At 59.0% G+C, this 17,125-nt stretch carries 16 protein-coding genes; 2 read left to right on the forward strand and 14 right to left on the reverse strand.

Features of this window, described 5'->3' with window-relative positions:
- Positions 1-18: 18 nt before the first annotated feature.
- Both J122_RS00485 and mqo read right to left on the reverse strand, forming a co-directional pair.
- Complete coding sequence (locus J122_RS00485) at positions 19-1,251, reverse strand: ATP-grasp domain-containing protein (RefSeq protein WP_061330657.1); 1,233 nt, start codon at positions 1,249-1,251, stop codon at positions 19-21.
- 151 nt (positions 1,252-1,402) lie between these two features.
- Positions 1,403-2,884 carry a malate dehydrogenase (quinone) gene (mqo, locus tag J122_RS00490; RefSeq protein WP_061330658.1) on the reverse strand — a complete coding sequence of 494 codons (1,482 nt, stop codon included), beginning with the start codon at positions 2,882-2,884 and terminating at the stop codon, positions 1,403-1,405.
- A 400-nt stretch (positions 2,885-3,284) separates the two neighbouring features.
- Between mqo and J122_RS00495 the strand changes: the two genes are divergently transcribed.
- Positions 3,285-4,271 carry a calcium/sodium antiporter gene (locus J122_RS00495; RefSeq protein ID WP_197463798.1) on the forward strand — a complete coding sequence of 329 codons (987 nt, stop codon included), beginning with the start codon at positions 3,285-3,287 and terminating at the stop codon, positions 4,269-4,271.
- 16 nt (positions 4,272-4,287) lie between these two features.
- Here the strand turns inward: J122_RS00495 and J122_RS00500 are convergent, their stop codons facing one another.
- The 4 genes from J122_RS00500 to chrA form a co-directional block, all read right to left on the reverse strand.
- Positions 4,288-5,052 (reverse strand): lysophospholipid acyltransferase family protein, encoded by a 765-nt coding sequence (locus tag J122_RS00500; protein WP_061330659.1) that lies wholly within the window; start codon positions 5,050-5,052, stop codon positions 4,288-4,290.
- A gap of 120 nt (positions 5,053-5,172) precedes the next feature.
- Positions 5,173-5,598 carry a peptide-methionine (R)-S-oxide reductase MsrB gene (msrB, locus tag J122_RS00505; protein ID WP_061330660.1) on the reverse strand — a complete coding sequence of 142 codons (426 nt, stop codon included), beginning with the start codon at positions 5,596-5,598 and terminating at the stop codon, positions 5,173-5,175.
- Positions 5,599-5,609: 11 nt separating this feature from the next.
- Positions 5,610-6,260, reverse strand: a complete 651-nt coding sequence (gene msrA, locus J122_RS00510) for a peptide-methionine (S)-S-oxide reductase MsrA (protein WP_061330661.1) — start codon at positions 6,258-6,260, stop codon at positions 5,610-5,612.
- A 91-nt stretch (positions 6,261-6,351) separates the two neighbouring features.
- Positions 6,352-7,530 (reverse strand): chromate efflux transporter, encoded by a 1,179-nt coding sequence (chrA, locus tag J122_RS00515; RefSeq protein ID WP_061330662.1) that lies wholly within the window; start codon positions 7,528-7,530, stop codon positions 6,352-6,354.
- Positions 7,531-7,669: 139 nt separating this feature from the next.
- Between chrA and J122_RS00520 the strand changes: the two genes are divergently transcribed.
- Complete coding sequence (locus J122_RS00520; RefSeq protein ID WP_061330663.1) at positions 7,670-8,644, forward strand: metallophosphoesterase; 975 nt, start codon at positions 7,670-7,672, stop codon at positions 8,642-8,644.
- Positions 8,645-8,649: 5 nt separating this feature from the next.
- Here J122_RS00520 and J122_RS00525 read toward each other — a convergent pair whose 3' ends face one another.
- From J122_RS00525 to pqqD, 8 genes are all read right to left on the reverse strand, one after another.
- Positions 8,650-9,132: a CDP-archaeol synthase gene (locus J122_RS00525; RefSeq protein ID WP_061330664.1), complete on the reverse strand. Its 483-nt coding sequence runs from the start codon at positions 9,130-9,132 to the stop codon at positions 8,650-8,652.
- 25 nt (positions 9,133-9,157) lie between these two features.
- Positions 9,158-10,534: a class II fumarate hydratase gene (locus J122_RS00530; RefSeq protein ID WP_061330665.1), complete on the reverse strand. Its 1,377-nt coding sequence runs from the start codon at positions 10,532-10,534 to the stop codon at positions 9,158-9,160.
- A 32-nt stretch (positions 10,535-10,566) separates the two neighbouring features.
- Positions 10,567-10,854 carry a hypothetical protein gene (locus J122_RS00535; protein ID WP_061330666.1) on the reverse strand — a complete coding sequence of 96 codons (288 nt, stop codon included), beginning with the start codon at positions 10,852-10,854 and terminating at the stop codon, positions 10,567-10,569.
- 65 nt (positions 10,855-10,919) lie between these two features.
- Positions 10,920-12,668 carry an ATP-binding protein gene (locus tag J122_RS00540; RefSeq protein ID WP_061330667.1) on the reverse strand — a complete coding sequence of 583 codons (1,749 nt, stop codon included), beginning with the start codon at positions 12,666-12,668 and terminating at the stop codon, positions 10,920-10,922.
- Positions 12,652-13,815 carry an alcohol dehydrogenase-like regulatory protein ErcA gene (gene ercA, locus J122_RS00545; RefSeq protein ID WP_061330668.1) on the reverse strand — a complete coding sequence of 388 codons (1,164 nt, stop codon included), beginning with the start codon at positions 13,813-13,815 and terminating at the stop codon, positions 12,652-12,654. The genes J122_RS00540 and ercA overlap by 17 nt, the downstream gene beginning before the upstream one ends.
- A 46-nt stretch (positions 13,816-13,861) precedes the next feature.
- Positions 13,862-15,730, reverse strand: coding sequence for an alpha/beta hydrolase family protein (locus J122_RS00550; protein WP_227510033.1), 1,869 nt, complete (start codon positions 15,728-15,730; stop codon positions 13,862-13,864).
- Positions 15,723-16,859, reverse strand: a complete 1,137-nt coding sequence (gene pqqE / locus J122_RS00555; protein WP_061330669.1) for a pyrroloquinoline quinone biosynthesis protein PqqE — start codon at positions 16,857-16,859, stop codon at positions 15,723-15,725. Before pqqE ends, J122_RS00550 begins: the two co-directional genes overlap by 8 nt.
- Entirely contained in the window at positions 16,856-17,125 is a 270-nt protein-coding gene (pqqD, locus tag J122_RS00560; RefSeq protein ID WP_061330670.1) for a pyrroloquinoline quinone biosynthesis peptide chaperone PqqD, read from the reverse strand. Before pqqD ends, pqqE begins: the two co-directional genes overlap by 4 nt.

Genomic DNA, 17,125 nt, shown 5'->3' on the forward strand with positions numbered 1-17,125 from the left:
TGTTAATGCATGGCTCGATTATACATAGAAATCGAGCTCTTCCTGATGTTTGAGCAGATCCCGCAGAACATAGGGATCCTCACCGAAGAAATACACCAACCCCCAATGGGTACCGAACGCCGTTCGCTTGGTCACCGTTTCCTCCACCGGCGGCGTCAGTTCGTGGGATTCAAAATAATCGTGATTCTCGGTTTCTTCCGGGATCTCCAGACGGCTGACCACGCGGCGGCGCGGGTATACCCCGAAACAGCCGGCATAGCCCTTGGCGTCCACCACCTCTTTCGGGAAGAAGGCTTTGATTTCCTCTTCCGTGGTTTTCGGGTCAAAGGCCATGATCAATCCTTGATAGGCATTGAAGCCATAGGCACGCTCAAGCAGTTCGAACACTTTGAAGCCAGGGGGGCGGTAGGCCACTTCGCCAAAGTACATGGTGCCATCACTGGTCACGAAGTATTCCGGGTGGACAAAGCCGAAGTCGATATCGAAGGTTTTGATCAGCTTTTCGATTTCTGCCGTGATCTGTGCCCGGTATTTCTCCAGGTCCGGTGTGGCCGGAACGAACACGGAATAGCCGAGCGTAACGTACTCGGAAATATTAAGAAAACAGATCTTGCCGTTGTGAATCCAGGCTTCTACGGCAAACTCCCAGCCGTCCAGGTGGGACTCCATCAACACCGGAAATTCTTCATCAGGAATGGTGTCGACCTCATCAGGGGTCCGAATAACCCGATGGCCCAGGCAGCCCGCTTTATCAAAGGCCTTGAGGTGGATTGGGTCGTTGGGATCGCCGTCCAGTTTTAGCAAGGTCTGGTTCACCCGTTTCAGGAAACGGACCACATCATCACGGTCGTGGGCTTCTTCGAAAATACCCACTCGTATCCCACCGAGCTGGGCACGCCGCTTCATCAGGGCTTTATCCCGCAACAGCATGGCCTGCCCGAACAATCTCGGGTTATCCAGAAGTACGGAGTTGATAGCGCCAGCCCACTCCACCGTTTCTTCAAACAGGGGGATGGCTACATCAACGCCCATTTTCTGAAGCGTTTGGGCAATTTCAAAGGAACGGTCGTTCAGGCGTTCAAAGTTCCAGGGAACGTATGGAATGTTGTGTTCTGCACAATAGGCTTCTGCCCAGTCTGGCGCCACCACCACGTAACGGCGGTCAAACTTGTCTGCCGCTTCGACGGCATTCAGGCTCCAGCCCAGCAGGGCGACATACCCTTTGTCGGGATTATAGTTCTGTTCAGTCACAGCGCTCTCCTCGTCAGGGTTGGCCTTTCAGCCTGCACCTGTTAGCTGAAAATCGCAACTTTTGGGCAGAGCGACGTCAAACAAAAACGGGCGCCAGAACCAAATCTGGAGCCCGTTAAAGAGACAGCCTGAGTGTATCAATCGGTGCCGATTAACCCAGCTTCAAAGTGGAGAGCGTGCGCTCTCGAACCCGGTTGAGCAGCTGTTCATCGTTCACCAGAGATTGTCCGTAGGAAGGCACCAGCTCCTTCATCCGCTCCTGCCACTGGTCCGTCTTCAACTTCTCCGGGAAGCAACGTTCAATCACGTTCAGCATTGCGTTAGCCGCTGTCGATGCGCCAGGAGACGCGCCCAGCAGGGCCGCCAGCGAACCATCCTTTGCTGCCACGATCTCGGTACCAAACTCCAGCTTGCCGCCTCCTTCCGGGGTTTGCTTGATGATCTGTACCCGCTGGCCAGCCATCTGCAGCCGCCAGTCTTCTTCGCGGGCATCCGGGAAGAAGTTACGCAGAGACTCTACCCGGTCGGTATGGGACTGGAACACTTCACCAATGAGATAACGCGTCAAATCCATATTGCTTTTGCTCACCGAGAGCATCGGACGAAGGTTGGTGGCGCGAACAGAACCGAACAGATCAAACACCGAACCCTGCTTCAGGAAGCGGGTGGTAAAACCAGCGAACGGTCCGAACAGAAGTGCAGGTTCACCGTTGATGATCCGGGTATCCAGGTGCGGAACGGACATCGGCGGCGCGCCAATGGGCGCTTTACCGTATACCTTGGAATCATGTTGCTCAACAATGTCCGGCTTCTGGCACACCAGCCACTGGCCACTGACCGGGAAGCCGCCGTAACCGCGGGCTTCATCAATGCCGGATTTCTGCAACAGCGGCAGCGCGCCGCCACCGGCACCCAGGAACACAAAGCCGGCCTCCAGCTTGGTCAACTCCCCGGTCTTCTGGTTCTTCACCCGCAACTTCCAGCGGCCATTGTCCCGCTGATCGATGTAATGCACCGGGCTGCTGAGCATCAACTCAAAGTTGGGCTGGGTTTCCAGCCATTCGACCATGCTGCGGGTGAGGGAACCGAAATCCACATCCGAACCGTGCTTGATACGGGTTGCCGCCACACGCTGCATAGGGTCGCGATGCTTGACCACCAGCGGCATCCACTCGGACAGGTCGTCTGGGCTCTCGGTATATTCCATCTCGCGAAACAGATGGTGTTCTTTCAGGCGCTCGTAACGGCGCTTTAGGAAAGCGACGTCTTTCTCGCCCCAGACAAAGCTCTGGTGTGGCGTGCGGTTAATAAAAGTAGAAGGCTCTGGCAGAATGCCCTGCTCTACCAGGTACGACCAGAACTGCAGCGACACCTCAAACTGCGCATTGATTTGCAGAGCTCTGGCAATTTCAACGTCGCCATCGTCGGTTTCGGGGGTGTAGTTGAGTTCGCAGTAGCCGGCGTGGCCGGTACCTGCGTTATTCCATCCGTCTGTGCTTTCATGGGCAACGTGGTCTAAACGCTCCACCATGACGATATCCAGTGACGGGTCCAGCTGCCTGAGCATCATGCCGAGGGTTGCGCTCATGACGCCCCCACCGACCAGCACTACGTCTGCCTGTCTAACGGCCATTGGTTTTCACCCTAGCTAGTGTTGAGCCTGTTGCCACTCCACGATCAGCGAAAGCGGCCTGTCGGAAGCCAGCGGGGCGCGAGGTAGACGGCGCTGCTGTGTGCCTCCGGTCTGAAATTGGGCGCATTATCCCGATTTTTGCCGGAATAATAAATTGCGATTGTCAATCGATGTGTGTCGGACTAACTATTATGGTTTGCCACGATTTTCGCGCGTTTTGTTAACAATATCAGCGCCACTTTAGTCTGATACCCTTTTCCTGATAGTGCGGATCAGTGCCGGAATCAAAAAGTTCATCTCCGTCGGGGCTGACCTGAAACCTTGACTTGTGGTATCTTGTGCGCCACCTACCCCGCCGGCCGGTGCGGAGTTACACCACATTCTGATTGAGGTCTGTTCTATGTTGATGGCAATCGGTGCCATTCTTGCCGGTCTTGTCTTGCTGGTCTGGAGTGCTGACAAATTTGTTGAGGGCGCAGCAGCCACCGCCAAGCATCTGGGCATGCCGTCACTGCTGATTGGTATGGTGATTATCGGCTTCGGCACCTCGGCACCGGAACTGGCGGTATCTGCCATGGCTGCCGCAGACGGCAATCCCGGGCTGGCACTGGGCAACGGCTATGGCTCCAACATTACCAACATTGCCCTGATTGTAGGCCTGACTGCCCTTATTGCGCCTATTACCATGCACTCTCAGGTTATCCGCAAGGAACTGCCGCTGCTGGTGGTATTGACCCTCATCGCCGGTGCCCCGTTAATAGATGGTGAACTAACGCGACTGGATGGCTGGGTGTTACTGGGCGTTTTTGCAGCGGTGATGGGCTGGTCAATCTATCAGGGCATCAAGAACAAAGACGACCCACTGGGCAACGCTGCCGATGCCGAGCTGATCGAACATCCCATGCCGCTAAAGCACGCCGTTATCTGGCTGATCATCGGGCTGGTTCTGCTTATTGCCAGCTCCAGATTGCTGGTTTGGGGAGCCGTCACCGTGGCACAGACCCTTGGCGTAAGCGATCTGATTATCGGGCTGACCATTGTAGCCATTGGCACGTCGCTACCGGAACTGGCCTCGGCCATCGCGGCGGTGCGCAAGAATGAGCACGATCTGATTCTGGGCAACATCCTTGGCTCGGGCATCTTCAACACCCTGGCCGTGGTTGGCCTGGCCGCTGCCATTCAGCCATTATCCGTAGACCCGGAAGTGCTTTACCGGGACTGGACTCTGATGCTGGCACTTACCGTTGGCCTGCTGTTGATGGGCTTCGGCCTGACCGGCTGGCGCAAGCTGGTCTCGCGGGTGGACGGCACAATACTGGTGACGGTTTACTTTGCGTACACCGGCTACCTTTTCTACACCGTGGTGGCCGCCAGCTCAGGTGGCTGACACAGGCAGGGCCCGGTTACTCAGGCTCTCCGTCACCCAACAGTTGTTCCAGGCTCTGGTGTACATCTGACATGATCTGCGCCAGGTCTTCTTTGCTTTTACCCGCTGTTTCAATGGGCGTCCCGACTCGAACGTCGACCGGCTGACCAAGATTGATTTGCAAGCTCCGGGCCGGTAGCACCTGATGTATACCGCGAATGGCTACCGGCACAATCACCGCCTCAGTATCCAGTGCCAGGTGAAAACAGCCTTTCTTGAACGGCAACAGTGTGCCATCGGAGGAGCGCGTGCCCTCTGGAGCCGCCCAGAGCACAATACCGTTTTCCATCATCTGCTTTGCCCGCTCCAGGTCCCGGACGGCGCGGATACGATTAGACCGGTCGATCGAGGGAAACTCTGCTGCCGCCATCGCCTGCCCCAGCAGGGGAATCCGGAACAGTTCCTTTTTGGCAAGCATCCGGATGGAGCCAGGCAAAGACACAAAACTCACCGGAATATCGTAGTGGCTGGCATGGGTACTCATGATGATGTAGCGACGCCCGTCATTGAAGTCCGGAACCTCGCCCCGCACCGTCAGGCTTGCCCGAACCAGCTTCAACAACGCGGCAGACCACTCCCGGCAGTATTTGTCGACAATCGGCCGGTTCAGACGACCAAACAAAGCCCTCAGTAGCACCAGCAAAGAGTAGATGGCGGTAAGCCCTACCGAGCCCAATACAACAGCGGCACGTCTTAGCAGCGTCGCAGACTCCGTCAGGGGGCTCAAGTTCAATCGTTTCATGCACACATCCTTTCCGCTATGGGACGGGCGCCGTGGGCCCGGAACAACAGAAAGGGATTATAGCGGCTCAATCGTCCCCTGAATAACCGCCAAACGGAGAACAAGGAAGGTGCCTGAGTGTTACTCCTGTTCCTCAAACACCATGGCAATGGAGTTCAGGCAATACCGCTGACCGGTGGGCGCCGGGCCGTCCGGGAACACGTGCCCAAGGTGGCTGTCACAGCGCGGGCAGCGGATCTCGGTGCGGCTCATACCCAGGCTGTGGTCTTCAATGTACCGGATATGCTCCGGGGCGAACGGCTGAAAGAAACTGGGCCAGCCGGTTCCGGAATCAAATTTGGCGTCCGAGCTGAACAACGGGAGATCACACAGCCGGCACAGGTAAACCCCGGCTTTTTTGTTATCCAGCAAGGTGCCACAGAACGGGTGCTCGGTGCCGTGATCCAGCAGTACCCGTTTTTCCTCAGCGGTCAATCCCGCTGCCCTTACCTCAACCTCTGCTTTCGTCAGAGGGGTCAGGTCATAGCCTTTTGCCGATACTGTCATTGGGAAACTCCTCAGGCCAGGTCAGGATCATCGTCACTGAATTCAGGTTTCAGGTGGTCTGGCCAGGTGCTGACCAGCTTGGCCATCTTGGGTGCTGCCACCGCCAGAATGTAGGGCTGCCTGGGATTACGGGCCGCAAAATTCTGATGGTATGCCTCCGCAGGGTAGAACGCGGTGAGCGGCTCCAGTCGGGTGACAATCGGATCGGAATACACCCCGGCGGCATCAAGCTGGCGAATGTAGGCCTCAGCCACCTGCCTCTGATCATCCGTTTCGTAGAACACCGCTGAGCGATACTGGCCCCCAATATCGTTACCCTGGCGGTTCAGTTGGGTGGGGTCGTGAGCCACCGAAAAAAACACTCTTAGCAATTCGCCAAAGCTGACCTTCGCCGGGTCGTAGTGAACATCCACCACCTCCGCATGGCCGGTGGTCCCGCTGCAGACAGCCTCATAGTTGGCCGCTTCAGCCGCACCGCCGGCGTATCCGGATTCCGCACGGATGACACCGTCAATCGCCACCAAAACCGCTTCAACACACCAGAAACAACCTCCAGCCAGAACCACCCGGGATTCACCCGCGGGCTCGTGCAGGTCTTTCTCAGGTGCCGGAAACCGGCTACGAGGCACGGTCAGTCCTGGAATGTTGCATGCGTCACTCATCAGATTGCTCCAGTGGGTTCGGTTTATTCGATTGTGGCGGTTCTGGTTCGGAATTCCAAACGGGGAGTTCACGCTTTTATACGTACGGGTGTTACAAAAAGACCGCTCCGAGCAGCGCACTGGCGGGTGCCAGCAGCCATACCGGCACCCGAACGATGACCAGTGCCAGCCAGAACACCAATGCCAGAGCGAAATAGCCGGCACCGTGAATGGCCGACGTCCAGACCGGGTCGTACAGCGCTGCAAGGAGCAAGCCCACCACCCCGGCGTTGACGCCCGTCAGTGCCGCTCGTGCTTTCTCGTGCTCACGTAACCACTGCCATAACGGTAGACCGGCGAACACCAACAGGGTTCCAGGCAGAAACACCGCAACCACTGCAATCAGAACGCCCGCGATGCCGCCCTCGGCACCCCCGAGAAACGCAGAGAAACTGAACAGTGGCCCCGGCACCGCCTGCGCGACACCGTAGCCAGCCAGGAAGGTATCGGCCGACATATTACCGGAGACCACAAAGCCCTCCTGGAGCCATGGCAACACCACGTGACCGCCGCCAAATACCAGGGCGCCGGCGCGATAAAGCTCCGCACCGATCCAGGCCAGGGATCCCGTTACCTGGGGAACAAAGGACAGTGCCAGCAACACCAAAAACAGCAGGGCAAACATTCCCGGCTTTCGCGATTGCAACGGCACCTGCAAGGATTCTTGCTTATTTTGCGAGGGCAATCCCAATGCCGCTCCTGCAACGGCTGCCAACGCCAGAACCAGTACCTGCATCCACACGGCACCAGCCAACAGCAGAACAACCGCCACCAACATGGCAATGACGATGCGAGGCCGATCAGGGCACAGCGACTGCCCCATCTGCCAGACGGCCTGTGCCACCACCGCCACCACAAAAAGCTTCAGGCCGCTGACCCAGCCACCCTCACCCAGGTCCGGCCAGAGCGTAAGCCCGAAGGCAAACAGCGCCATGACCAGTACCGAGGGCAAGGTAAAACCCACCCAGGCCGCCATGGCACCGCCATAATGCCCCCGCAGAAAACCGATGGTCAGCCCGACCTGGCTGGACGCGGGGCCCGGTAACAGCTGGCAAAGCGCCACTACCTCACCGTAGGCGCTGTCTGACAGCCACTTCCGGCGCTTGACAAACTCATCATGGAAATACGCCAGGTGAGCTGCCGGGCCACCAAAAGACGTCAGCCCCAGCCGCAGAAAGATCAGGAATACCTGCCAGCTGCCTAATCGCACCGGCTTGTCGGATTCAGTCATTACTCGTTGTCTCTCCTGGATTTGCGGTGCATCAGTAAAACATGAACATTGTGTCTATCCGGTTGCACTACCCCGCTGACCATCCATAATGAGTGAAGGAATCAAACATAAGATTCCGCTCGGCATCAGGACGATTCACATGACCGCAAGGGTTCGCGCACCAGAAGATCAGAACGAACTTCTCCAGTACCGACTCAGCCTTCGGCTTGGCCCGGTGCATGCCCGCCAGCGACTGGGCATCGAACAGGAAGCCGAGGCCCGGGTGTTCGGGCGCGATCGTCGCTCGTTCCACCTTGAGAATGTCGCCAACGCGCCAAGGCTGATTCGGTTTTGCCTGCAAGCCATTGGCTTGTTTGGCCGGGCCCGGGAGAACAGCCGCAAGCTGACCACTGCCCAGAACACTTTTACCCTGCCCGATTTGCCCGAGGCGTTCGAGGGTTTTCGCATCCTGCACCTGACCGACCTTCACGTTGATATGGATGAACAGAACCTGAATGCAGTGATCGATCAGATCACGCCTCTGGACTATGACCTGTGTGTATTGACCGGCGATTACCGGAAGCTCACCTGGGGGCCGATTGACGCAGCCCTTGAGGGCATGGCCCGCCTGCGCCAGGCCATCCGGGGCGATGCCTACGCGGTACTGGGCAACCACGACAGCGTGCGCATGGTACCTGCCCTTGAAGACATGGGCTACCGGCTGCTGATGAACGAAATGGCACCCATTGCCCGCGGAGCAAGCAAGCTCTACCTGTCCGGCGTGGACGATGCCCATTACTACAAGGTTCACAACCTGCACCGGGCCGGCGATGATATTCCTCCCGGCGGCATCAGCCTGCTGCTGAGCCACACGCCCGAGATCTGGCGGGAAGCTGCCCATGCCGGATACGACGTGTTTCTGTGCGGACACACCCACGGCGGGCAGCTCTGCCTGCCCGGGGGCATTCCGGTCACCCTCGACTCCGACTGCCCTCGCCGGCTTGGCCGCGGTTTCTGGCAGGTTAACGGCATGCAAGGCTATACCTCGCCAGGCGCTGGCACGTCTGTGCTGAATGTCCGCCTGAACTGCCCGCCGGAGGTTACCCTGCACACCTTGTCCCGGGGGCCCGAGTAGCTTCCTCAATGGGGCTGTTTGCGGATACCCAAACGATAAAGCACCGGAGAGAACAGCATATTGCTGAGCGCAAACAGCAGCGCCACGGCAACCGCTTCCCACAACGGCAAGGATAACCAGAGCCACGCCATGGCCATGGGCAGCAAGGCCTCGGGCAACTGGTCCAGCCATAATGCCCGGGCACTGGACGCTAGCCCCATCCGGCGTTTGATAAAACTGCTGACAAGGTCCCCCAGCAAGGCTAGCAAACCGAACAACGCGCCAAACAACCAGCCCAGCCCAACCCAGGCCGAAAACAGCAGACAAGACACCGTGCCCGCGACCAACCCTCGCCAGGTCTTGCTGGGGCCTAGCACCGGGCGACCATCCCGCCAAACCCGACCGCCATCCACAGGCCGGTTGCCGGTCTGATGCAACAGCCTGGCCACGACCACCGGCGAGCCATTGGCCAGAACCAGCATGACAAACAGCTCCAGGGACAGCAGCAAGAATGACTCCTCCGGTCTTGCCCGCTCAGGTCAACCCGCCACGGGTGAGCTTGAGCGGATCCATCAGTTTTTCCAGGTGTTGACGGCCGAGACCGCTGCGCTCCTCGGCCACATCAATCACCGGCCGACCGGTGCGGTAGGCTTCCTTGGCGATATCCGCCGCCAGGGTGTAGCCAATCTCTGGATTCAACGCCGTCACCAGTACCGGATTACGCCCGACACCGGCATTCAGATTATCGGCGTTCACCGTAAAGCCTTTCATCGCTTTGTCCGCGAGGATAGCGGAGGCCCCGGTTAACAGACCGATCATGTCCAGCAGGTTGCCCCCCACCAGAGGCAGCATCACATTGAGCTGAAAGTTTCCGGACTGGCCGGCAATGGCCACCGCATTGTCCAGCCCCATCACCTGGGCGCCCACCATGGCGACCGACTCCGGAATAACCGGGTTCACCTTGCCCGGCATGATGCTACTGCCAGGCTGCAATGCCGGCAGGCTGATTTCTGCCAGCCCGTGAATCGGACCGCTGTTCATCCAGCGCAGATCGTTGGCAATTTTGGTGAGCACCACCGCCACACCCCGCAGTTGGCCTGACAGGGCGACAGGCGCATCCACAGCACTTTGACCAACAAACTTGTGCTCCATGGAACGGAACGGGTAGCCAGTGTTGCTGCGCAGGAACTTGATGAACTGACCAGAGAATTCAGACGCCGCATTCACACCGGTGCCCACTGCAGTGCCGCCCTGGGGCACATCCGCCAGTTCCTCCATTGCCTGCTCAAGACGTTTCTCAGCCAGGGCCAGCTGTTCCCGCCAGGTCCGCAATTCCTGCCCCAGGGTCACCGGCATGGCGTCCATCAGGTGAGTACGACCGGTTTTGACCTGGGCATTCAGTTCCGCTTCCCGCTCGTAAATGACACCCCGAAGGTGCGACAGGGCCGGCAGCAGTTGCTCTTTTACGGCCAAAAGCGAACTGACGTGTATAGCCGTTGGTATCACATCGTTGGAGCTCTGGCTCATATTAACGTGATCATTAGGGTGGACATCGACACCCTGATTCCGGGCAATGGCCGCAATCACTTCGTTCACATTCATGTTGGTGCTGGTGCCGGAGCCGGTCTGATACCGATCCACCGGAAACTGGTCCGCGTGTTCGCCCTGGATCAGTTGATCACAGGCTTCGGCAATAGCGTCCCGCAAACGGGCATCCAGCAACCCCAAAGACGCGTTGGCCTGGGCTGCCGCCCACTTGATTTGCGCCACCGCCACAATGAACCGGGCCGGCATCGGCTGACCACTGACCGGAAAGTTATCGATGGCCCGTTGGGTTTGCGCGCCCCACAGGGCATTCGCGGGCACCTTCACGTCACCCAGGCTGTCTTTTTCCGTTCTGAACTCGCTCATTGCGTCCTCCTTTTTGCTTGCCAGGCGGGACACTAAGCCCCTCGGTCCTGCGATCTTAGCCTGACATGGTCGCAAATGCCGGTCACTTGCTCAAAATTGAGAATCAGTGTGTGGACGGTGTTGGTGTAGGTATCATGCAGATGAAATTTGTAACGGCGCTGTTTCTCACCCTGCAGGAAGGCGTCGTATTCGCGGACAAGCTCCCGCACGTCCCCGCCCTCATCCTGGCTCCAGGTCGCATTGAATGGGCCAAGCACAGCTCCGCCGGCCAGGCAAACGGTGACTTCATGGTTGGTAAGGGAATGCTCGGTGTGGCTCATGACGGTCTCCTGAATCAAGGACTGGTTCAGGAATAAGTGTAGTCGTAAAGCGCAAGCGCGTGGGGTCAGGTTGACTGCGCGGCAAGACTCGCCAGCAGCGCCCGTAAGCGGTTGGGCTTGACCGGTTTGTTAAGGATGGGCAGGTACTGGGCCCTAAGCAGCGTGCGCACTTCATCACTGCGATCAGCGGTGATGATGGCTGCCGGAACATCATGGTCAAGTGCACGGCGAACGGCGTAGACAGCCTCACAACCGGTTGCGTTATTGTCCAGGTGGAAATCCGCCAGAATCACGTCGGGGAGCAGGCCCTCGCTCAGCATGTCCAGGGCACTGGATTCGCCGTCGGCGGGAAACACCTCACAACCCCAACCTTCGAGCAACGCTGCCATGCTTTCAAGCACCGCCGGCTCGTTGTCTACGACTAACACCGCCAGTCCGTCAAAGTTTCCGTGGATGGCACCTCCGGCTGAAGATTGGCTTCGCCAGGCCTCATTTACCCTGTGTTCAAGCGGGATCGACACCTCAAATCTCGAACCGCGGCCGGGCCGTGAGGTCACCCGGATTCCGTAACCCAGAACCCGTACCATGCGCTCCACAATGGCCAGTCCCAATCCGACGCCCTGGCGACCGCCGGTGCCCTGGGGCAGTAGCTGGTGGAATTCGGTGAAAATATCCTGCAGCTTGTGGGATTCGATCCCCACGCCGGTGTCCCAGATTTCAATGGCCAGCCGATCCCGACGTTGCCTGACAGACAGCATCACGCCGCCCTCACGGGTATAGCGGAAGGCATTACTCAACAGGTTACGGACAATCCGTGCCAGCATTCGGGGGTCGGTCCGAAGTGATACCGGTGGCACCCGGAGCCGGAACTGCAATCCGGCATTGGCAGCCACCGCCTCAAGCTCCTCGCCCAATCCTTTCAGCATGGCAGCCAGATTGAGACAGGTCAGATCCGGCTTCATGGCCTGCTGGTCCAGTTTGGAAATATCCAACAGATCGGCCAACAAATCCTCGGCACCTTCCAGGGCCCTGTGCACCTGATGCACCATCCGGTTTTCCGCCTCGGGTAACTGGCTGTCCTGCAGGGCCGAAATCATCAGTCTGGCAGCATTCAGGGGTTGCAGCAGGTCATGACTGGCAGCCGCAAGATACTTGTCTTTACTGCGATTGGCTTCTTTGGCAGCGTTCACCGCCACTTTCAACTCCTGCTCAACCTTTTCCCGCTCTTCAATCTGATAACGCAGGTCCACATTGACGTTTTGCAGCGCCTCGGTACGTTCCTCCACGCGTTTTTCCAGTTCGGCATTCAGCTGCTCCAGTTTCTGCCGGGCCTGCACCCGGTCGGTAATGTCGGCAACAAAGGTTTCCACCACCTCTGGCCCAAGATCCGGCCGGCGGCGCATGGTTAGTGCGACATACACGGGGGTCTGGTCTGCTCGCCGAAGACGGGTCTCGCGGGCGCTCAGGCTGCCATGGTCGAGCAGTTCCTGGCGAAGCTGATCGAACTCTGCGGCGCTGCAGAACAGCTGCTCCCTGAGTCGAATCACTTTTTTCTGCAATTGCTCCGGGTTGTCATAGCCGCAGATTCGGGCCATGGCGGGATTGCAGGCCAGAAAACCACCACGCAGGTTGGCCTGGAAGATACCGTGCAGAGCGTTCTCAAACAGCCATTTGTAGCGGTTGCGCTCCTGCTCCAGTTCCTCCAGGCGCTCCTGCAACGCGGGGTAATAGCTTTTTCGGGCAGACTGGCTGCTGAGCCCCAAAAGATCGCCGATGTCGTAACCGGTGCTGGTTGAGTCAGAGGGCTTCTTCATAGACCACCTGAACATCCCGAAGTGACGACTTCCTTGGGTTGGTCAGTATGCAGGGGTCCTTCAATGCATAGCCGGAAAGGTAGGGAATATCAGAGGTGGTGACGCCGAGCTCCTTGAGCCGCGCCTCAAGGCCAACGGTCTTCTTGAGTTCAATAATGCGGGCCATCAACCGTGCCTTGACCTGTGCCCCGTTCAAACCCCGGGTATCAATCGCCATGGCCTCGGCAACCCGGCGGAACCGGTCCTCGGCGGAGGGGAAATTGTAGGCCACCACATGCTCCAGCAGCAGTGCATTGCAGAGGCCGTGGGGCAGATCCAGGAAACCGCCCAGGCTGTGGGACATCGCATGGACAGCCCCCAGAATGGCATTGGAGAAGGCCAGCCCCGCCTGCATGGACGCCAGCATGATCTGCTCTCGCAACACCGGGTTTGACGGGTTTGCCACCAGCGCTTCCAGATTGCCGTTGATCAGCCGAATGGCTTCCAGAGCATGGGTATCGGTCAAAGGCCCGCTGCCGGTAGAAACAAACGCCTCGATGGCGTGCACCAGGGCATCCACCCCGGTACAGGCGGTGAGGTAGGCGTCCATGGTTTCGGTTACTTCCGGGTCGATCAACGAGACATCCGGCACCACCGCTTTGCTGATGATGGAAAACTTGAAGCGCCGGTTGGGGTCCGAAATGATGGCAAACTGCGAGACGTCCGCTGACGTACCGGCGGTGGTGGGAATCAGGATCAGTGGTGGCGAAGGATTACGGATGGTATCCACACCCTCAAATTCCAGGATGCTGCGGCCATGGCTGGCCACAATGCCGATACCCTTGGCGCAATCCATGGGGCTGCCGCCGCCGATCGCCACGATGACATCGCATTCGCTGGCCCGGTAGAGTTCGGCGCCGGCCATCACCTCATCTACTTTGGGATTGGGCGACACCGCTGTAAACGTGGTACAGCGCAACCCCGCCTCAACCAGCAGGGTTTCAACTTCTGCAACCCATCCGGCGGCGGCGACACCAGGATCAGACACCAGGAACACATGGCGGGCACCAAAATTACTGGCAAAGTTAGCCACCGACCGGCGGGACCCGGCACCGAAGACAATCTCGGGAGAGACAAACTTGCGCAGCGCGGAAATATCGTAGCTCATGACGCTCAGGGACAACCGTTTTGTTGTTATAGGAATAGTTGAGAGTTTAACTCAGTTTGTGCGCTGGTTCATTGTCCTTTTGGCGTATCATAGGGTTGTCTGGGACCAGGCTTCCATAAAACCGGTACAGCGATTCGAGCATGTGCGCCTGATTTTCTGCCCTCTGAAACCCGTGGCCTTCATCCTCATACCAGTGCAATTCCACCGGTTGGCCCCGGTCCTGAAGCGCGGCCACCATCCGCCGGGTCTGCTCAGGCACCACGACGGCATCTTTCCCACCCTGAAAAAAAATAGCAGGGCAGCTTATTTGGTCAGCCTGCAGGGCCGGAGTACGTGCCTGCCAGCGGGCACGATTGGACTGAGGATTCCCCAGCAGCCAGTCCAGGTAACCGGATTCAAACCGATGGGTTGCAGCACGAAGCCGCAATGGATCGGTCACGCCAAACAGGCTGCCAACGGCTTTGAAGCGGTCAGTCTGCACCGCCGCCATCAGTGCAGTAAAACCCCCGGAGCTTCGGCCCTGAATGAACACGTTGTCGGCGCAGACCAGCCCTTGTGCCGCCAGGTAATCGGCGCAGCGCACCATGTCCCGTGCATCCGCTTCGCCCCACCGGCCGGCCAGACGAAGGCGGAAATCCCGGCCAGCACCGGTGCTGCCGGTGTAATTCACCTCCGCAACGGCAAAGCCCCGCTGACACCAGAACTGAACCTGGGGGTTGTAGACCGCATAGGCGGCTGACGTTGGCCCACCGTGGGCGATCAGGATGACCGGTGGTGCCGCGGCGGATGCGGATATGGGAGGATATAGAAACCCTTGAACGGGGAGAGTGTCGGGCGCTTCCGCATCCACTACAAAAGCGACGGGGGCCACCGGCGCCATGATTGAGCGATCCGGCACTTGTCCGCCAGCCAGGATGGTTGCCGAGCCGGAGTCCGCACACACCTTCAGAACCGCATCGTGCCGGTCGGCAGCCCGCCCTATGCACACAAGGCCATCGGCTGACGGACTCAGATCCCGGAAATCCGTCCAGCCCTCAGCCACTCTCTGACACTGGCCGGCCCGCTCCAGCCAAAGTTCACCGATACCCTGACGGTATTGCACTCTGGCCCAACCACCCTCACGCAACGGGCAACTATGCCGCTCACCCAGTTGCCAGGGCGCGTTGGCATGATCGAGCATGGGCGCCGTGCTTTTCAGCCACTGGTCGCGGCCATCCCGGCGCGTTACCCGCCAGGGCTGCCACCAGCCCTCATGGTCGGATATGACCCACAGATGCTCACCGACAAACTGCGGTTGCTGAACCGAACCAGAAACCGGCGGGGACTGCCCTGACGCACCTGCAACATCACCGTCAGCCGTGACCGTTGCCTGCCAGAGCGTTGACTGCAACCAGGGCATATCCGGCAGTTGCCAGCTGCACCAAGCCACGCGGGAACCGTCCTGGCTGACCGCCGGCGCGCCGTAGAAGTCCAGCCCCTGGTGCAACACCCGGACTTGCCCCGTAGCTTCCAGGGCCATCAACGCCTGCTGTTCATGCCGTTCACGCACCGCCAACACCCGCTCATGTTGCGGGTCTGCCACCAAGCCTCCCCAGGTAGCGTCAACCTCCGGCACCAATAAGGTTCGTCTACCTGTCACTCGGTTGAGCTGCCAGACGCGCTGATCCTCCGCTACCCAGACCACTCGCCCCGGCAGTACCGCATAGGCACCACCACCGTAGCCGTTGAGGCGACTTCGGATACTGCCCGGGCCGGTGTTGACCCGACAGATGCCGGAGTTGTCCGCCTGCCAAAGGGCAACAGAACCGGTTTCCGGCTCAGACGCAAGCCAGAAAATGCTATCGCCGCACACTCTCAGCTGCGCATACTGGGAAAAACCGGCGCAGGCAGCATGCGCCGAAATCGGCTCAGCCACGGTAGAGTAACTTGGAATTCCGGGCATTGCGGTAGATAAGGTCGTCCAACCCCGCTGTAGCGTGATCCGCAGCGGTGCGGGCGGCCAGAATCCGATCGTTATGGGGCGATTTGGAGCAGACCGGATCGGCGTTATCGGCATTACCGGTCAGCAGATAAGCCTGGCACCGACAGCCGCCAAAATCCTTGTCTTTTTCATCACAGGATCGACAGGGTTCTGGCATCCAGCTGTCACCACGGTAATGGTTGAAGCCGGGGCTGTGATACCAGATGTCGTTCAGGGACTTGGTTTGCACGTTGGGAAAATCGATGGGTAACAGGCGGGCGCTGTGGCAAGGCAAGGCGGTGCCATCGGGTGCCACGGTCAGGAACAGGTTGCCCCAGCCATTCATGCAGGCCTTCGGGCGCTCCTCGTAGTAGTCCGGGGTGACGAAGATCACTTTCATGGCGCGATCACGGCTACGGAGATCGTCCCGGTAGCAATTCACCTCATGTTCTGCCTGAACCAGTTGGGCTTTGGAGGGCATCAGTCCTTCCCGATTTTTAAATGCCCAGCCATAGTACTGGCAGGTGGCCAACTCCACGTAATCGGCATCCAGGTTTTCACACAGGGCCAGAATGTCGTTCATCTGGTGAATGTTATGACGGTGGATCACAAAGTTGAGCACCATCGGGTAGCCGGCCGCCTTGACCGCCCGGGCCATGGCCAGCTTCTGTTCGAAGGCTTTGCGGGAACCGGCCACGGCGTTGTTGAGTTCCGGGTCTGAGGCCTGAAAGCTGACCTGAATGTGGTCCAGCCCCGCCTCGGCAAACGCCTGCACTTTTGCTTCAGTCAGCCCGATGCCGGAGGTAATCAGATTGGTGTAATACCCCAGATCCCGGGCCCCGGCAATCAGCTCCGGCAGGTCCTGGCGCACCAGCGGCTCGCCGCCGGAGAAGCCCAGTTGGGCCGCCCCCATGGCTCGCCCCTGGCGCAACACATCCAGCCATTGCTCCGTGGACAGTTCCTGTTGCTGGCTGGCGTAGTCCAACGGGTTGGAGCAATAGGGGCATTGCAGCGGGCAGCGATAGGTGAGCTCCGCCAGCAACCACAGCGGCGGCCCTACCCGTGCTTCTGCGGCCGCCGTCATGACCACTCAATCCACTGTTGCTGAACCGCGTCTGCCAGAAACGCTTCCACATCGGCCGCCAGCGGGCCGGCCTCCGGGAACTGCTGTTCCAGGGAGTGGATAATTTGGTGTACCGGGCGAACCCCGTCCACTTCCGCCAGGATGGCACCGGCGCTGCCGTTGAGCTTGACCATACCCTCCGGGTACAGCAACACATGGCTTTGTTGCACCGGCTCCCACTGGAACCGGAAACCACGGCGGAGTTTGGGCGTTTTCTCCAAAGTCAT

The sequence above is a fragment of the Marinobacter excellens LAMA 842 genome, assembly GCF_001574445.1.
Lineage (GTDB): Bacteria > Pseudomonadota > Gammaproteobacteria > Pseudomonadales > Oleiphilaceae > Marinobacter > Marinobacter shengliensis.